Genomic DNA, 15950 nt, shown 5'->3' with positions numbered 1-15950 from the left:
AAAATTTCCCGCACCGCGACCAGCGCAGGAAGGTTTAAAAAAACTTAGTCGATGAAAAGGGAGGATACAGAATCCTCATTGCTGATCCGGCGGATCGTCTCGGCCAGGATTTCGGCAACGGACAGCTGGCGAATGCGCGGACAATCTTCAGCATCGGTCCGTAACGGGATGGTGTCGGTCACTACCAGGGCGTCGAGATCGGAGGTATTCACGCGCTCGATGGCCGGGCCAGAAAGCACCGGGTGAGTACAGTAGGCAACGACCTTGCTGGCGCCATTGGCTTTCAGCGCCGACGCGGCCTTGCACAGCGTGCCGGCGGTATCGACCATGTCATCCATCAGGATGCAGGAACGCCCCTTGACGTCACCGATGATGTTCATGATTTCAGCGACATTGGCCTTGGGCCGACGCTTGTCGATGATGGCCAGATCGCATTCCAGGCGTTTGGCCAGGGAACGGGCACGGACCACCCCGCCATGGTCGGGCGACACGACCATCGGATTTTCGTAGTTCTGCAGCTTGATGTCCTGCAGCAGGATGGGCAGAGCGTAGATGTTATCGACCGGAATATCGAAGAAACCCTGAATCTGCTCGGCATGCAGATCCATGGTCAGCACACGGTCGACACCGGACGCGGCGAGCATGTTGGCCACCAGCTTGGCCGCAATCGGCACGCGCGACGAGCGCGAACGGCGATCCTGACGGGCATAGCCGAAGTAGGGAATGGTGGCGGTAATGCGACCGGCGGAAGCACGCTTGAGCGCATCCACCATGACCAGAAGTTCCATCAGGTTGTCATTGGTCGGCGCGCAGGTGGATTGCAGCACGAAGATATCGCGGCCACGTACGTGTTCCTGCAACTCGACACTAACTTCACCATCGGAAAACCGACCGACGTCGGCACGACCGAGGTCGACGTTGAGGCGTTTTGCAACATCGGCTGCCAATTTCTGATTGGCGTTACCGGCAAAAACCATCAGGCTGTTGTAGGCCATAGTGCGCATCCCGACGGGAAACCGCGCGTGGCGATTTGCCCGGTTCGATTCAACGAAAAAGGGCAGGTCGCTGACCTGCCCGGAGGAAATCTGGCAGAGGAGGAAGGATTCGAACCTTCGAATGCCGGAATCAAAATCCGGTGCCTTGACCAACTTGGCGACTCCCCTGCGGGCCGTTCTTGCGGGTCCGCAAATGAACGAGCCGCGAATCATACGGGAAGTTTTATGGAAAATCCAGCCTCTGGCGAAATTTCATCCAATTTCAGCCAGCGGGTGTTGCGCCAAGCCACGTGCGACCCAGCCACGCCATCCCGACGGTCGCTGGTCGAATACCGCCTGTGCCGCAGCCGGATCGGCAAAAGCCGCAAAAACGCAGGCTCCCGAGCCTGTCATCATCGCCTCCGGCGCGAAACCGCGCAGCCAGTCAAGGGCCGCCGCCACCGGCGGGAAAGCCGCACAGGCGACGGGTTCCAGGTCGTTATGTCCGATGCCAGGTCGCCACTGGGACGGATCGAGCGGCGGCGTATCCCGGCACAGCGTCGCCGCACCGAAAATCGCCGCCGTCGGCACATGTGCGGCAGGATGCAGGATCAGATAGGTTGCTGCCGGCAACTCCAGATCGATGAAACGTTCGCCCACCCCTTCGGCAAAGCAGTTTCGGCCATGCACGAATACCGGCACATCTGCCCCCAGCGCCAGCCCGATGCGTTCGAGCTCGCTGCGCGGCAGACCGGTCTGCCAGAGATGATTGAGCGCCAGCAGCACTGTTGCAGCGTCAGACGAACCGCCCCCCAGCCCGCCTCCCATCGGCAGGTGTTTGCGCAGCGTAATGCTGGCGCCCTGGCGACATCCCGTATGCGCCTGCAACATACGGGCTGCACGTACGGTGAGATCAGCCTCCTCGGCCACGCCAGGCGTCGGCGTGGCAAGGACGATTTCTCCGTCCACACGCGGCGCGAAGCGCAAGTAGTCGGCACACTCGATGAAGCGAAAAACAGTTTGCAGCAGGTGGTAACCATCCGGGCGACGACCAACGACATGCAGGAATAAATTCAGCTTGGCCGGCGCCGGCCACTCGCTCGTCCAGTCCATGGTATTCACGGTGTTTGCCATTGCTCGATGAAAAGACGCAACCCGATTTCCGGGTGCGAGATATCCAGCCGCTGCGGCAGGCTGTCGGGATGCGTATCGGAATAGCGGTAATCGATGCGCCAGGGGGGCGACTCGATGCGCAACGGGCGTTGCTGCGGGTCGCGGCTGAGTGTGTCCTGCGCCGCAGGCCGACCGAGCAACCAGCCAGGTAGCTGCTCAACCGGCAGGGGATAGCCGGTGGCCTCTTGCAGCAACGCTGCAGGATCAGTGCCGTGACGCTGCTGGCGGTCGCTGGTGATCAGCAGCGCCGCGCCCGGACCATACTGCAGTTCCGCCAGCCCGCTCCCGAGCGGCGTTGCCAACCGCACCAGATCACGAGAATTACTGCTGTCGTGCTGCCAGTGCAAGCGGCCAGCAGCCTTGTCGACTCGCCCCTCAGGGCGGCTCACCTGCAGCGCGAAACGGCCTTCAAGGATGAAATCACCCACTTCACCGCGCGCCCTGGCCGGCACCGTGGATGCGGGCGGCAGACTGGTGCACGCCGCGCACACTGCCAGCGTCAGCACACTCAAGAAAAAACTGCGCCGCCCACAGATCAAGGCTGGAATTTCCGTACCGTCGCCTGCAGGGTGGTGTTACCCGGGCTGCGCTTGAGCGCGTTCTGCCACACGGCACGCGCCTCATCCTGCTGCCCGAGCTGCCAGAGCACTTCGCCCAGATGCGCGGCAATTTCCGGATCCCCCTTCAGCTGAAAGGCCCGCCGCAAGGTCTGCAGCGCCTCGTTCAGCTTGCCCTGGCGGTACTGCAGCCAACCCAGGCTGTCCATGATAAACGGATCTTCCGGAGCCAACCGGGAGGCACGCAACAACAGGTCACCCGCTTCATCCAGGCGTAGATTACGATCCGCCAGGGAATAGCCGAGCGCATTCAGGGCATGCGCGTGCTCCGGTTGCAGCGAAAGCAGATGACGCAGGTGTCTTTCCATGTCGGCATACCGCCCCAGACGTTCTGCCGTCAGCGCCGCATCGTAGAGCAGATCGACATCGTCCGGCAGCTGCTTCAGGCCGACCAGCAAAGCATCGAGCGCCGCCGCCTCCTTGCCTTCTTCACGCAGCAATTGCGCCTGCGCCAGGAATAGCTGGCTTTTCTCTGCCGGCGTTCGGCCACTGGTGGCATGCAGCAGGGCCAGGGCTTCCTCCCGCTTATTCTGGTTGAGCAGGATGATGGCACTGCGCGCGCGCGCCGGAACCAGGCGTTCGCCGCCGTTGACCTGGCGGAAATGCTCCAGGGCAGTTTCCAACTGACCCGCCTCCTGCGCAATCTGGCCCAGCAGGTAGTGGATGTTGTTCTTGTCGATCGCGGGCAGTTGCAGCAACTGTTCCAGCAGCTGCTGGCCGGTACTTCGGTCGTCATTCTGCAGGGCCAGCAGAGCGGCTGGGTAAAGCACCGCCGGCTGCTCCGGAAAATCCCTGGCCAGCTGCAGATACAGTCCGCGCGCCTCGTCCAGGCGCTTGCCGGCAACCAGCATTTGCGCCAGTGCCAGGCGTGCCTCCTGTGCTGCCGGATATTTTTTCGTAAATCCCTTGAGAAAATCGATCGCCTGCGCCGGTGCACGCCGTTCCAGCAGCTTGGCCTGGAGGACAGCGGCGGTTTCCCAGCCCGGCTTCAAGCGCAGGGCAGCGCCCGCTTCATCCAGAGCCCGCTGCTCATCGCTGGCGGCAAGCGCACCTTGCGCCAGGGCGAAATGCGCCTCCGGCAAACCCAGATACGGCGGCAGAACCTGGTCAAGCAGCCGCAACACCGCCGCCTTTTCCGGGACCCGGACAAACATGCGGTTCAGATGCAGCAAGCTGCTGGCGAAAGCCTCCGGATCGGCAGCGTTGTCGCTCGCCAGTTGTGCCGTCAGCAATTCGGGCAGAGCATCCAGCTGCCGGGTCTGAATCAGGAGCGTGATCTGGACACGGCGCGCCTCCACCGAATCGGGTTCGATTGCCTGCCATTGCCGCACCAGTTGCAACGCCAGCGCATTGTTGCCGGCATAGCTGGCAATTTCCGCCGCGCGGGCGATCACTTTTGGATCACGGGTGCGCTGCGCCAGATCGACCCAGGCCTGCAGGGATAAATCCACCGCCCCTTCGCGCAGCGCCAATTCGCCGATCAGCACCTGGAACACGGTGCGCCCAAGCAGATCCTCCCCGCTTGCCTCCGGCGGCGCGGCCCAGGCAGGGAAAGCAAGAGCGAAAGACAGGGCAAACAGGGGACGCAAGCGGCGCATGATCGATTCCAGATGACGGCAGATTCGAACGCATAATAGCGGACAAGTTCAGGATGGTATTGAGGAAAGGACGGAGGGACAAGATCATGCCGGAATTACCGGAAGTCGAAGTGTGCCGACGCGGGATCGAGCCCGGGCTGGTCGGCCAGCGCCTGCTCGGTTTGGTCGTGCGTAACGGCCGCCTGCGCCAGCCCGTCCCAGCGGAGCTGGGCCACATCCTGCCCGGCAGCGACATCGTGGCGATACGCCGGCGCGGTAAATACCTGCTTATTGACTGCACGACCCCGGACGGGGCCGGCACCCTCATCGTGCATCTGGGCATGAGTGGCCGCCTGCGGTTTGCACCACTGGATCTGGCCGCGGACAAGCACGATCACGTCGACCTGGTACTTGCCCGAACACTGCTGCGCTTCACCGATCCTCGCCGGTTCGGCCTCATTCTGTGGCAGCCGGGGCCACCGCAGGCGGCACTGGCTCATCCGCTGCTGGCCCACCTGGGCGTGGAACCCCTGACCGAGGCATTCACTGCCGCGTGGCTGCAGGAAGCGCTGGCCCGCCGGCATAGCCCAATCAAGCCGGTCTTGATGGACAGCCACCTGCTGGTCGGCGTGGGCAACATCTATGCGTCCGAAAGCCTGTTCCGAGCCGGCATCTCCCCCCTGCGCGCTGCCAACCGCATCGCCGCCACGCGCATCGACCGGCTGACAACGGCCATCAAGGAGACGCTCAGCGAAGCCATTGCTGCCGGCGGCAGCAGTATCCGCGACTACGTACACAGCGACGGCAGCCCCGGCTGGTTCCAGATCCAGGCTGGCGTTTACGAGCGCGCCGGGCAGCCGTGTCGACGCTGTTCCGGCACCGTGCGGCAAATCCGCCAGGCCGGCCGCAGCACCTATTACTGCCCGGTTTGCCAGCGCTGATTCATGACATTTGTGCTAAATTGCTGGTCGCCTCGTCGCAAAGGAACGCACCCATGACGCTTGCCCACCAGTTTGCTGCATACACTGCCTGGCGCACCCTACTTGCCAGTGATATCGCCGAGTTTCAAACCTGGCTCACCGAAAACGAGCTGTCCGATGGGCAAATCGACCTGCGACTGGGACAACTGCTCGAGCGTCTGGCCGAGGATCGCCTGAATGTGGCCTTTGTTGCCGAGTTCTCGCGCGGCAAATCGGAACTGATCAACGCCATTTTCTTCGCCGATTACGGCGACCGCATGCTGCCTTCCTCAATCGGCCGCACCACCATGTGCCCGACCGAATTGCTGTTCGATGGCAACAAGCCCCCCCAGCTCGAATTGCTCCCCATCCAGACCCGCGCCTCCAACACCGGCGTCGGCGAATACAAGCGTTTTCCGGATCAATGGGAACGCCTGCCGATCGATGTCGATTCACCGGAAAGCCTGCAAGACGCCTTGCGCCATGTCAGCGAAACCACCCGGGTGACGCCGGATGAAGCGAGCCGACTCGGTTTCGCTACCGATGAGGAAGACAACGATCTGTATCGCCCGGACGCCGAAGGCATGGTCGAGATTCCGCGCTGGCGGCACGCACTGATCAATTTCCCTCACCCCTTGCTCAAGCAAGGTCTGGTGATTCTCGACACCCCCGGCCTGAACGCCATCGGCGCCGAGCCGGAACTGACACTGTCGCTGCTGCCCAATGCACACGCCGTGCTCTTCATTCTGGCGGCCGATACCGGCGTCACCCAATCCGACCTGGCCATCTGGAAAGAGCATATCTGCACCGGCGGTACCACCCGGCGCGGGCGCCTGGTGGTCCTGAACAAAATCGACGGCCAGTGGGACGAGCTGAAAACCGAAGCGGAAATCAATGCCGAAATCGCCCGCCAGGTTGAACAATCGGCGCAGATTCTCGATCTGCCAGCCAGCCAGGTGTTCCCGGTGTCGGCGCAGAAAGGTCTGGTTGCCAAGATCAACCAGGACATCGAGCTGCTGGCACGCAGCCGCCTACCCATGCTGGAAGCCGCCCTATCGGACGAGCTCATTCCGGCCAAACGCGATATCGTCTGCGAAAGCACCGGTCAGGAGTTCGGCGATGTTGCCAAACGCGTCCGCACCCTGCTCGAATCGCGACAGAGCGGCCTCAGCGAACAACTGACCGAACTCACCGAACTGCGCGGCAAGAATCGTGGCGTGGTCGAATACATGATGGGCAAGGTGCGCACCGAGAAAGATGAATTCGAACAGGGCTTGCAGCGCTACTACGCCGTGCGCAGCGTGTTCTCGACACTGACCAATAATCTGTTCGCCCACCTGGGCCTCGACCGCCTGCGCCAAGTGACCGGCGAAACACGCGAAGCCATGCTGGAAGCCAGTTTTTCGAAAAACCTGTCGAGCGCGATGAAATCATTTTTCGCGCAGACCCGGCGCGCGTTGGCGGATTCTTCACATGAAATCGGCGAAATCCTGGCCATGATGGAGATGGTGTACAAGAAATTCACGGTAGAACACGGCCTGAAACTGGGCTCCCCGACGACCTTCTCCCTGCTCCGTTACGAGAAGGAAATGGATCGGCTGGAGAACTGGTGCGACAGCCATCTCGGCTCGACCGTTTCGCTGCTCACGCATGACAAGAAGAACATCACCCAGAAATTTTTCGAAGAAGTCGCGGTGCAGGTGCGGCGTGCTTTCGAGCGCGCCAACAAGGACGCCGAAATCTGGCTGCGCGCCATCATGGCGCCCATGGAAACGCAGGTCCGCGAGCACCAGATCCAGTTGAAGCGCCGCCTGGAAAGTATCAAGCGCATCCACCAGGCCACCGACACGCTGGAAGACCGCATCGCCGAACTGGAAACAGTCGGCACCGGCCTGCAACAGCAGATCCGGATGCTCGACAACATGGAGGCACGCGTGCAGGAACTGCTGGAAACCGAGCAGATCGACGAATTGCAGGTCGCCTGAACGGCGACCCCGGGCGCGCCGCAAGCACAGCCCACAAAAAAACCCGCCAGGTTTGCACCGGCGGGTTTTTTGTCGAACAGAAGATCAGGCGCGGGGGTTGCCGGTCAGGGCGGTGTATTTCGCCCAGAGCTGATCTTCGTTCTCGGCATTGGCCGGGTCCTTGGGAATGCAATCGACCGGGCAGACCTGCACGCACTGCGGCTCATCGTAGTGACCAACACACTCGGTGCACTTCTTGGGGTCAATGACATAGATTTCCGGACCCTGCGAAATCGCTTCGTTCGGACATTCCGGTTCACATACGTCGCAGTTGATGCACTCGTCGGTAATCATCAGAGCCATGTTTTTTCCTCTCTCTTTTAAGCAGTGTGGGTTGCCCGCAGGCGCTTTTCCACGGTGGGATGAACGAATTTTGCTACATCTCCGCCCAAACGTGCAATTTCCCTTACCATCGTTGCGGAAATAAACATGTATTGCTCGCCCGGGGTGAGAAAAACGGTTTCAACGTCGGGATAGACGCTGCGATTCATGCCGGCCATCTGGAACTCGTACTCGAAGTCAGACACGGCACGCAAGCCGCGCACGATGACCTTGGCGCCACGTTCACGCACAAAACGCATGAGCAGACAGTTGAAGCCGACAATTTCCAGGTTGGGCAGATCACCGACCACTTCCCGCGCCATCTCGACCCGCTCACCCAGGCTGAAAAGCGGCTGCTTGGCCGGGCTTTCGGCAATGGCCAGGATCAGGTGATCGAACAGGCTGGCGGCGCGTCGTACCAGGTCTTCGTGCCCCCGGGTGATGGGGTCGAACGTACCAGGGTAAATGGCAATGCGGTGATTGAGTGGCTTCAAGTGCAGTCTCTCGCTTCGCGTGGGTCGGTATCTTGTTGCAGCAACTGGTAATGCACTTCGCCGGCGGTGCCGTAACGCACCCGGTGCCAGGGGCCGAAGCGGGTGACAGGGTTTTCCGCTTCGACATAGAGCAGGGTAGCGGCAGTCGTGACCCGTTCCAGCCGGGGCAGGAGTCGATCCAGCCAACCTGAGCGGTAGGGTGGATCAATGAACACCAGATCAAAACGTGCCGTCGTAGAATCAAGGTATTGTAACGCATCCCCCCGCCAAATCTGCACGCTGGCGGGGTGGTGCAGCAGTGCGTGGTTGGCCTGCAGAGCCGCCAGGACGGGCGCCGCCTTTTCCACCATAACCACTTTTTCCGCCCCCCGGGAAGCGGCTTCAAAACCCAGGGCACCACTACCGGCAAACAGATCGAGACACTGCCAGCCGCTCAGATCCTGCCCCAGCCAGTTGAACAGCGTTTCGCGCACGCGATCGGGCGTCGGACGCAGACCGGCGCTGTCAGGAAACCGCAGTTGCCGACGACGAAATTCGCCGCCGACGATACGCACCCTATTCACTCTGCTGCGACCGTAATCGTCACCAGATCCGCCGGCCGGACATGGCGGGCAAAAGCGGCCTTGACCTCGGCTGCGGTCACGGCATCGATCCGCGCGCGATACTGGTCGAGATAATCGAGCGGCAGACCATAGAAGCCGATGGCGGCCACGTTGGCGAGCAGCTTGGCGTTACTGTCCAGGCGCAGCGGGAAGCTGCCGGACAGGTTGGCCTTGGCCGCGGCCAGCTCTTCCTCGCTGGGGCCGTCGCGGAGAAAATCATCCAGCACCTTGCGCACAACGCGGATGGCTTCAGCCGCCTGCTTGCGCTGCGTCTGCAGCCCGATCTGGAACGGCCCAGCCTGACGCAGCGGCGCAAAGTAGCTGTACACACTGTAGGCAAAACCGCGTTTGTCGCGCACCTCCTGCACCAGGCGTGACACGAAACCACCGCCACCCAGGGTGTAGTTACCCACCTGCAGGGCAAAAAAATCCGGATGGCCGCGCTCGATCGCCGGCAAGCCAAGGTAGATGTGTGCCTGGCTGGCCGGATGGGCAATGTTCTTCTGCTGCGCCGGTGTTGCCACTGGTGCAGCCGGCAAGCTGGGCGGGGCGCCGGCAGGTAGGGCCGCGCTAATTTCGCCGGCGATCTTTTCGGCTTCCGCGCGACGTAACTGCCCGACCATAACAATGCTGGCATTCGCGGCGGTATACAGACGAGCATGAAATGCGGCCAAGGCATCTCGGTTCAAACTGGCGACGCTGTCGGGACTGGCCTGCTGGCCATACGGATGCTGCGGATACAGCGCTTCCCAGAACGCCCGACCGGCAATGCTGTCGGGACGGGTTTGTGCGTCCTTCAGGCTGGCAATGGTGCGCGCTTTTTCCCGTTCGACGATGGCCGCTGAAAAATGAGGCTGGGCCAGCACCTCGCGCAACACGGCCAGCGCCACATCACGCTTGCTGCGCTCAGCAAGGGTACGCAGGCTCAGGCTGGCGCGGTCGGTATCAACACCGCCCCCCATGACCGCCCCGAGATCGGCAAGCTGTTCGGCAATTTCGCTTTCATCGCGCTTGCCAGCGCCCAGATCGAGCGTCGCCCGGGTCAACGCGGCGAGTCCCGCCTGGCCGGGCGGATCGAACATCGAGCCCGCAGCAAAATCGACCTGCACATCAACGATGGGCAGCGCCGGCGCCGCAACGAAATAGACACGACTGCCCTGCGCGGTCGTCCAGTGTTCGATCTGCACGCCGGCGACAGCAAGCGGAGCGGCGAAGTGGCAAAGAATCAGCAGGCAAAAGCCGGAAAATATTTTTTTCATGACGTCACTCGGTTTCTTCCGGATCAGGCTCAATGGCGTACGGCAACGGCCGGACGACGGGGTTTGCCATCCAGAGGCTGAGGGTCGAGGATGCCTACGGTCAACGCATCATCGTTGAAATACTTTTTCGCTACCGCCTGCACTTCAGCCGCGCTGACGTTCTGCAGACGCTCCCGCATCACCTCCACATCCTGCCAGGGCAGGCCGACAGCTTCCATCTGACCAATTTCCATCGCCTGGCCAAACATTGAATCCAGTTTGTACACCTGACCGGCAATCAACTGCGCCTTGCTCCGCCGTAGCTCAGCCGCACTCACCCCTTGTTCCTGGATACGCTTGATTTCTTCGCGCAGCGCGCTTTCCAGTTCGGCCACGCTCCGCCCCTCGGCAGGGCTGCCGTAGAGATAGAGCATGCCGGGACCACGCGCGGTACTGTCGTAGCTGACGCCTGCGGACAGCGCCACCTTGTCTTCGCGCACCAGCTTGCGGTTGAAACGGGCGGCATCGTGGCCGTCGAGAATGCTGGCGAGGATTTCCAGCGCATAAGGCTCACGGTCCTGCCGGGCATCGCGCAGGATCGGCATCTTGTAGCCCATGATCAGCACCGGCAATTCCGCTGGCGCCTTGACCGTCACCCGCCGCGGACCTTCCTGACGCGGTTCGACCTGCTCCTTGCGCAGGGGCAAAGCACGCGCCGGCAAGGCGCCGTAGTGCTGCTGCGCCAGCGCAAACACAGCTTTGTGATCGACATCACCGGTCACCACCACGTAGGCGTTGTTGGGGACATACCAGTTGTCGTACCAGGCTTTGGCATCGGCCGCGCTCATGTTCTCCAGATCGCTCATCCAGCCGATGATGGGACGACGATAGGGATGCGCCTGGAATGCAACTGCATTCATCTGCTCGAACAGCTTGGCCTGCGGATCATCATCGGTGCGCATCCGACGCTCTTCCATGACCACCTTGATCTCCTGCGCGAATTCGCTGGCATCGACGTTCAGGTGGCGCATCCGGTCGGCCTCCAGGGCCATCATCTCGCCCAGCTTCTCCCGCGGAATCTGCTGGAAATAGGCGGTGTAATCACGGCTGGTGAAGGCATTGTCACGCCCGCCGGCTGCCGCCACACGCTTGTTGAATTCACCGGGACCCACCGTCGGCGTCCCCTTGAACATCATGTGTTCGAGCACATGCGCCACGCCCGACGTGCCATCCACCTCATCCATGCTGCCGATGCGGTACCACACCATATGCACGGCCGTCGGCGCCCGCCGGTCTTCCTTCACGATCACACGCAGGCCGTTGTCGAGCCGGGTTTCATACGGATTAGCCAGGGCCGGCGCGGCGCACACGGCGGCGGCCAGCCAGGGGGTAATTAAAAGACGGAGACGGGAAGCGGTACGCATGGGGCAAGGGGGCTTTCTGCTAGAATCGGGCGTTATTTCTGCATTCATCCGGGTGGCATGCTTGGGGCGGTATCTTAACGGCAGCGCGCCCGCCTGTCAGCCAGGAACCGAAGCTTAGATCGGACCTTAACACCCATGTTCAGTTTCCTCAAAAAAACCCCGCCGCCCGCCCCGGCAGACGTCCCCGCCGTGGCGCCCGCTGCCGCGCCCCCGCAACCGGACGCCAAACCGACCGCAGCGCCTTCCTGGCGCGAGCGTCTGTTCCAGGGTCTGGCCCGCACCCGCGCCCAGTGGGGCGGCAAGCTCAAATCCGTGTTTGCCCGCGGCAAGGTCGACGATGAGCTGCTCGAAGAACTGGAAACCCTGCTGCTGACCTCCGACGTCGGTATCGAAGCCACCACCCATCTGCTCGATGAACTGAAAAAAGCCGCCAAACGCGACAAGCTGGACACTCCGGAAAGCATCCAGGCAGCACTCGCCGACGCCTTGCACCGCGTGCTCCTGCCGCTGGAACAGCCGCTCGACGTGAGCACCCACTCGCCTTACGTGATCATGATTGCCGGGGTAAACGGGGCCGGCAAGACCACCTCCATCGGCAAGCTGGCCAAGTATTTCCAGAGCCAGGGCAAGAGCGTGCTGCTGGCTGCCGGCGACACCTTCCGCGCCGCCGCCCGCGAGCAGTTGCAGACCTGGGGCGAACGCAACAACGTCACCGTCATCGCTCAGGAATCGGGCGATCCGGCCGCCGTCATCTTCGATGCCATTTCTGCCGCCAAGGCACGCGGCATCGATGTCGTGCTGGCCGACACCGCCGGCCGCCTGCCGACACAACTGCACCTGATGGACGAAATTGCGAAAGTCCGCCGCGTCATCCAGAAGGTCGAACCGGAAGGCCCGCACGAAACCCTGCTGGTGCTCGACGCCAACATCGGCCAGAACGCCCTGGCCCAGGTCCGGGCCTTCGACAAGGCGATCAACGTCACCGGCCTGGTCCTGACCAAGCTCGACGGCACCGCCAAGGGCGGCGTCGTTGCGGCGATTGCCCGCCAGTGCCCGAAACCGATCCGCTTCATTGGCGTTGGCGAACAGATCGACGACCTGCGCCCCTTCGTCGCCCGTGATTTTGTGGATGCCCTGTTCGCCCAATGATCGTCGCCAGCAACCTGACCAAACGCTACCCCGGCGGCTTCGAAGCCCTGCGGGACGTCAGTTTCCGCATTGCCGCCGGCGAAATGGTGCTGATCACCGGCCATTCCGGTGCCGGCAAAACCACGCTGGTCAAGCTGATCGCTTCAATCGAACGCCCCACGTCCGGCAGCCTGGTGGTCAACGGGCAAAATCTTTCAGCCCTGCGCCGAGGCGCCATCCCCTACGTCCGGCGGCATTTCGGCCTGATCTTCCAGGACCAGAAACTGTTGTTCGACCGTAACGCGCTGGACAACGTGATGCTGCCGCTGCAGATTGCCGGTTTTTCCCAGCGCGACGCGGTGCGTCGGGCGCAGGCGGCACTCGACAAAGTGGGCCTGCTGGCACGCGAAAAAGCCATGCCGATTGCTCTCTCCGGTGGCGAACAACAGCGCCTGGCCATTGCCCGCGCCATCGTCAACCGCCCCACCGTGCTCCTGGCGGATGAACCTACCGCCAATCTGGACAAGGATTCCGCCGCCGACATCCGCTACCTGTTCAGTGATTTCCATCGCGTCGGCGTCACCGTGGTCGTGGCCACGCACGACCAGAACTGGATCGAAACCTGTCACGGCAACGCCCTGCGCCTGGGCCACGGGAGAGTGGTATGAACGCCTGGCTGACCCAGCATCGCGCTGCTTTCGTGCAGGCCGTGCGCCGCCTCGCCGGCAACCCCTTCAATACCCTGCTGTCGCTGTTTGCCATCGGCATCGCCATGACCTTGCCGGCGTTCGGCTACATCGTCCTCGACAATCTGCGCAGCCTGGGCCACAGCGCCTCCGGCGGACAGCAGATCAGCGTGTTCATGGCGCAGGATGCCAGCACGGCGCAAGTCGATGAAATCCGCCAACGCCTGCAGCAACTGCCCGGCGTCAACACCCGCTTCGTCCCGCGCGCCGAAGCACTGGAGCGCCTGCAGGCAAAACAGGATCTGGCCGACATTGTCGCCAGCCTGCCGCGCAACCCGCTGCCGGACGCCTTCATCGTCGAGCCCACGGACATCTCGCCGGCAGCGCTCGACACCTTGCGCAACGAAATTGCCGATTGGCCCAAAGTGGCCCACGTCCAGCTCGACACGGCCTGGGTCAAACGCTTCGATGCTTTCCTGCGCCTGGGCAAACTGGCCCTGACGCTGCTGGCGGCACTGTTTGCCATCGGCCTCATTGCCGTCACCTTCAATACGATCCGCCTGCAGGTCATGGCCAAAGCCGCCGAAATCGAGGTGGCACGCATGATCGGCGCCACCGATGCCTTCATCCGCCGCCCGTTCTACTACTTCGGCGCCCTGCAAGGTGCGCTGGGCGGCCTGATTGCCGCCGCCCTGGTATTCGCCGCCCTGGCCCAGCTCGCCGCGCCGGTCAGCGAACTGGCGGCCCTCTACGGTGGCGATTACCGCCTGCGCGCCCCCACCGGTATCGAGGTTGCCATCCTGACGGGCCTCGGCGCCTTCCTCGGCTGGATCGGCGCACAGCTTTCAGTCAGTCTGTCGCTGCGCAATTTCGACTGAGCCCGGTTGCGAGCATGCCCTGGCGCTGCACGCGGCGTCAGTCAATAAATAAGGAACGGGGCCCGCTGTGCCAGCCACGCTGCTTCATCGGCAGCCACTGCCTGTTCGAGTCCGGCCGCCGTGCTGTCCGGGTCATCCACCCACTCACGCAGCAGCGGCGAGCCATTGATGAGATCAATGGCCAGACGATCGAATTCGTATTCGTAGCCGAAATCCCGCCACAACGGGTAATCCGGATAAAGTCGACGAATTGCCTTGAAGGCGAGGGCTTGCAGCCGCCATGGACGGAATGCGGCATGATCGTAAGCTGGCCCTTCCGTGTGAATCTGCACCGCGTGGCAGAGCTGCCCCTGAAATTTGTGGAAGGTCGGCTCAAACCAGCATTCACGCAGGGCGCAACCCGCCAGCCAGGCCGGCGCGAAAGCCCGCATTTCCCGCAGGACGGCGCGGGCATCAAGATCGGGGGCGCCGAACAGGAATTCCAGTGGCCGGGTCGTACCGCGCCCCTCTGACAGCGTCGTGCCTTCGAGCATCACCGTGCCAGCATAGGCGCGGGCCATCCACAAATTGGGGGCATTCGGGCTGGGGTTGATCCAGGAACGTTCGCCCAGCGGCCAGCCGTAACCGGGCGCGGCGTCCGGCTGCCAGCTCTGCATTTCGATCACGGTGTAATCGACGTTGAGTTGCAGGTGGTGGATGAACCAGTGGCCGAGTTCGCCCAGCGTCAGACCATGGCGCATCGGTAACGGGCCGGCACCGACAAAACTTTCCCAGCCCGCGCGCAGGGTAAACCCCTCGACCGGCCGCCCGGCCGGATTCGGCCGGTCCAGCACCCAGACACTCTTGCCATGCGCCGCAGCCGCTTCCAGCACATAGCGCAGCGTGGTGATGAAGGTGTAGATGCGGCAGCCAAGATCCTGCAGATCAACCAGCAGCACATCAAAGCTGTCCATCATCGCCGCGGTCGGCCGACGAACTTCGCCGTACAGGCTGAACACCGGAATACCGTGCAGTGGATCGAGGAAATCGCCCGATTCCACCATGTTGTCCTGCTTGTCGCCCTTCAAGCCATGCTGTGGGCCGAAGGCGGCGGTGAACTTGAGATCGGGCAGGGCGGCCAAGGCATCCAGGCTATGGGTTAGATCGGCCGTCACGGAAGCCGGGTGGGCCAGTAAAGCAAGCCGCTTGCCCCGCAACGGCTGGCGCAGGGCAGGATCGGCGATGAGGCGGTCAATACCGAAAAGGGTCGTAGCAGTCATGGCAAAGGCAGCGTGAAGCTGGCAGCAAGATGGAAATCAGGCTGGGCGGCGACATGCGCCAACGCCCAATATGTTTTTTCGCCGCGCACCGTTTCGAGCACGACACTCAGACCAAGGCGGGCGGGCGCAGCGGGCAGGAGAAGACGGGGGATGACCGCTTCGAGCAGGACATCGTTCGCCGCCAGCTCGCAACGAATCTGTGGCGCCACCTCGGCCCGCCAATCCGGCTGACGCTCCCGGTAAGCCCGGAAGGCATACACCGCCCAGGCCCCCGAAGGAGAAAAATTGAACTCCCGATACCCAGTGCCCGCTCCCCCCGCCACAAACGCTTCACAGCAGGTGTGCTGCCACAGATCGTCGGCAGGGCCGGGCAACACGGGAGGAGGCAGGCGCAGCTGCGCGCCCCCTTGCAGATGATAGGCAAGACGCAGGTCGCCGGCCGACGTAGTGTCGGCACGCACGCTGACCGCCAGACCGGGGGGCGCCTGGCAACCGGGATGGCAAAAGAGGGGATGAAATGACACGGCAATGACAAACACAGGAAACGGGCGTTACTTTACCCCGGGAAATCGTTGAACACGCGCGTGAACTGCGCT

The 15950-nt window shown here is 62.6% G+C and carries 16 protein-coding genes and 1 tRNA gene; 5 read left to right on the top strand and 12 right to left on the bottom strand.

What is annotated here, in order from left to right:
- Positions 1 to 44: 44 nt before the first annotated feature.
- The 5 genes from JYJ39_RS05710 to JYJ39_RS05690 all read right to left on the bottom strand — a co-directional run bounded on the left by JYJ39_RS05710 (position 45) and on the right by JYJ39_RS05690 (position 4362).
- Positions 45 to 995: a ribose-phosphate pyrophosphokinase gene (locus tag JYJ39_RS05710; RefSeq protein ID WP_205202798.1), complete on the bottom strand. Its 951-nt coding sequence runs from the start codon at positions 993 to 995 to the stop codon at positions 45 to 47.
- A gap of 91 nt (positions 996 to 1086) precedes the next feature.
- A tRNA-Gln gene (locus tag JYJ39_RS05705) sits at positions 1087 to 1163 on the bottom strand.
- Positions 1164 to 1247: 84 nt separating this feature from the next.
- Positions 1248 to 2087 carry a 4-(cytidine 5'-diphospho)-2-C-methyl-D-erythritol kinase gene (ispE, locus tag JYJ39_RS05700; protein WP_205202855.1) on the bottom strand — a complete coding sequence of 280 codons (840 nt, stop codon included), beginning with the start codon at positions 2085 to 2087 and terminating at the stop codon, positions 1248 to 1250.
- Positions 2088 to 2092: 5 nt separating this feature from the next.
- On the bottom strand, positions 2093 to 2653 hold the full coding sequence (gene lolB / locus JYJ39_RS05695; RefSeq protein WP_240189558.1) for a lipoprotein insertase outer membrane protein LolB: 561 nt from the start codon (positions 2651 to 2653) through the stop codon (positions 2093 to 2095).
- A 29-nt stretch (positions 2654 to 2682) separates the two neighbouring features.
- Positions 2683 to 4362 carry a tetratricopeptide repeat protein gene (locus JYJ39_RS05690; protein WP_205202796.1) on the bottom strand — a complete coding sequence of 560 codons (1680 nt, stop codon included), beginning with the start codon at positions 4360 to 4362 and terminating at the stop codon, positions 2683 to 2685.
- Between the two features lie 86 nt (positions 4363 to 4448).
- Between JYJ39_RS05690 and mutM the strand changes: the two genes are divergently transcribed.
- Positions 4449 to 5282 (top strand): bifunctional DNA-formamidopyrimidine glycosylase/DNA-(apurinic or apyrimidinic site) lyase, encoded by an 834-nt coding sequence (mutM, locus tag JYJ39_RS05685; RefSeq protein WP_205202794.1) that lies wholly within the window; start codon positions 4449 to 4451, stop codon positions 5280 to 5282.
- 53 nt (positions 5283 to 5335) lie between these two features.
- Positions 5336 to 7285 (top strand): dynamin family protein, encoded by a 1950-nt coding sequence (locus JYJ39_RS05680; protein WP_205202792.1) that lies wholly within the window; start codon positions 5336 to 5338, stop codon positions 7283 to 7285.
- 84 nt (positions 7286 to 7369) lie between these two features.
- Here JYJ39_RS05680 and JYJ39_RS05675 read toward each other — a convergent pair whose 3' ends face one another.
- From JYJ39_RS05675 to JYJ39_RS05655, 5 genes are read right to left on the bottom strand one after another with little or no spacing between them, the layout of a single operon-like run.
- Positions 7370 to 7627, bottom strand: coding sequence for a YfhL family 4Fe-4S dicluster ferredoxin (locus JYJ39_RS05675; protein WP_205202782.1), 258 nt, complete (start codon positions 7625 to 7627; stop codon positions 7370 to 7372).
- A 17-nt stretch (positions 7628 to 7644) separates the two neighbouring features.
- A complete protein-coding gene (gene coaD / locus JYJ39_RS05670) occupies positions 7645 to 8139 on the bottom strand; it encodes a pantetheine-phosphate adenylyltransferase (RefSeq protein WP_205202779.1) in 495 nt (164 codons plus the stop codon).
- A complete protein-coding gene (gene rsmD / locus JYJ39_RS05665) occupies positions 8136 to 8702 on the bottom strand; it encodes a 16S rRNA (guanine(966)-N(2))-methyltransferase RsmD (RefSeq protein ID WP_205202777.1) in 567 nt (188 codons plus the stop codon). Before rsmD ends, coaD begins: the two co-directional genes overlap by 4 nt.
- The gene (locus tag JYJ39_RS05660) at positions 8699 to 10000 is read right to left on the bottom strand and encodes a M16 family metallopeptidase (RefSeq protein WP_205202776.1); all 1302 of its coding nucleotides are present in this window, start codon (positions 9998 to 10000) and stop codon (positions 8699 to 8701) included. Before JYJ39_RS05660 ends, rsmD begins: the two co-directional genes overlap by 4 nt.
- Positions 10001 to 10029: 29 nt before the next feature.
- On the bottom strand, positions 10030 to 11403 hold the full coding sequence (locus JYJ39_RS05655; RefSeq protein ID WP_205202775.1) for a M16 family metallopeptidase: 1374 nt from the start codon (positions 11401 to 11403) through the stop codon (positions 10030 to 10032).
- A gap of 135 nt (positions 11404 to 11538) precedes the next feature.
- Between JYJ39_RS05655 and ftsY the strand changes: the two genes are divergently transcribed.
- Genes ftsY through ftsX form a run of 3 tightly spaced genes read left to right on the top strand, consistent with a single transcriptional unit; the run spans position 11539 to position 14095 of the window.
- A complete protein-coding gene (gene ftsY / locus JYJ39_RS05650) occupies positions 11539 to 12552 on the top strand; it encodes a signal recognition particle-docking protein FtsY (RefSeq protein WP_205202774.1) in 1014 nt (337 codons plus the stop codon).
- Positions 12549 to 13199, top strand: a complete 651-nt coding sequence (locus tag JYJ39_RS05645; protein WP_205202773.1) for a cell division ATP-binding protein FtsE — start codon at positions 12549 to 12551, stop codon at positions 13197 to 13199. Before ftsY ends, JYJ39_RS05645 begins: the two co-directional genes overlap by 4 nt.
- Positions 13196 to 14095: a permease-like cell division protein FtsX gene (ftsX, locus tag JYJ39_RS05640; protein ID WP_205202772.1), complete on the top strand. Its 900-nt coding sequence runs from the start codon at positions 13196 to 13198 to the stop codon at positions 14093 to 14095. The genes JYJ39_RS05645 and ftsX overlap by 4 nt, the downstream gene beginning before the upstream one ends.
- 41 nt (positions 14096 to 14136) lie before the next feature.
- Here the strand turns inward: ftsX and JYJ39_RS05635 are convergent, their stop codons facing one another.
- Positions 14137 to 15354, bottom strand: a complete 1218-nt coding sequence (locus JYJ39_RS05635; protein WP_205202769.1) for an exo-beta-N-acetylmuramidase NamZ family protein — start codon at positions 15352 to 15354, stop codon at positions 14137 to 14139.
- Complete coding sequence (locus JYJ39_RS05630) at positions 15351 to 15878, bottom strand: DOMON-like domain-containing protein (RefSeq protein ID WP_205202767.1); 528 nt, start codon at positions 15876 to 15878, stop codon at positions 15351 to 15353. The genes JYJ39_RS05635 and JYJ39_RS05630 overlap by 4 nt, the downstream gene beginning before the upstream one ends.
- Positions 15879 to 15950 lie beyond the last annotated feature (72 nt).

Origin of the sequence: Azonexus hydrophilus, assembly GCF_905120355.1 — a bacterium.
Lineage (GTDB): Bacteria > Pseudomonadota > Gammaproteobacteria > Burkholderiales > Rhodocyclaceae > Azonexus.
The sequence above is the reverse complement of the archived record's forward strand: the minus strand, read 5'-3'. Positions and strand labels throughout refer to the sequence as shown.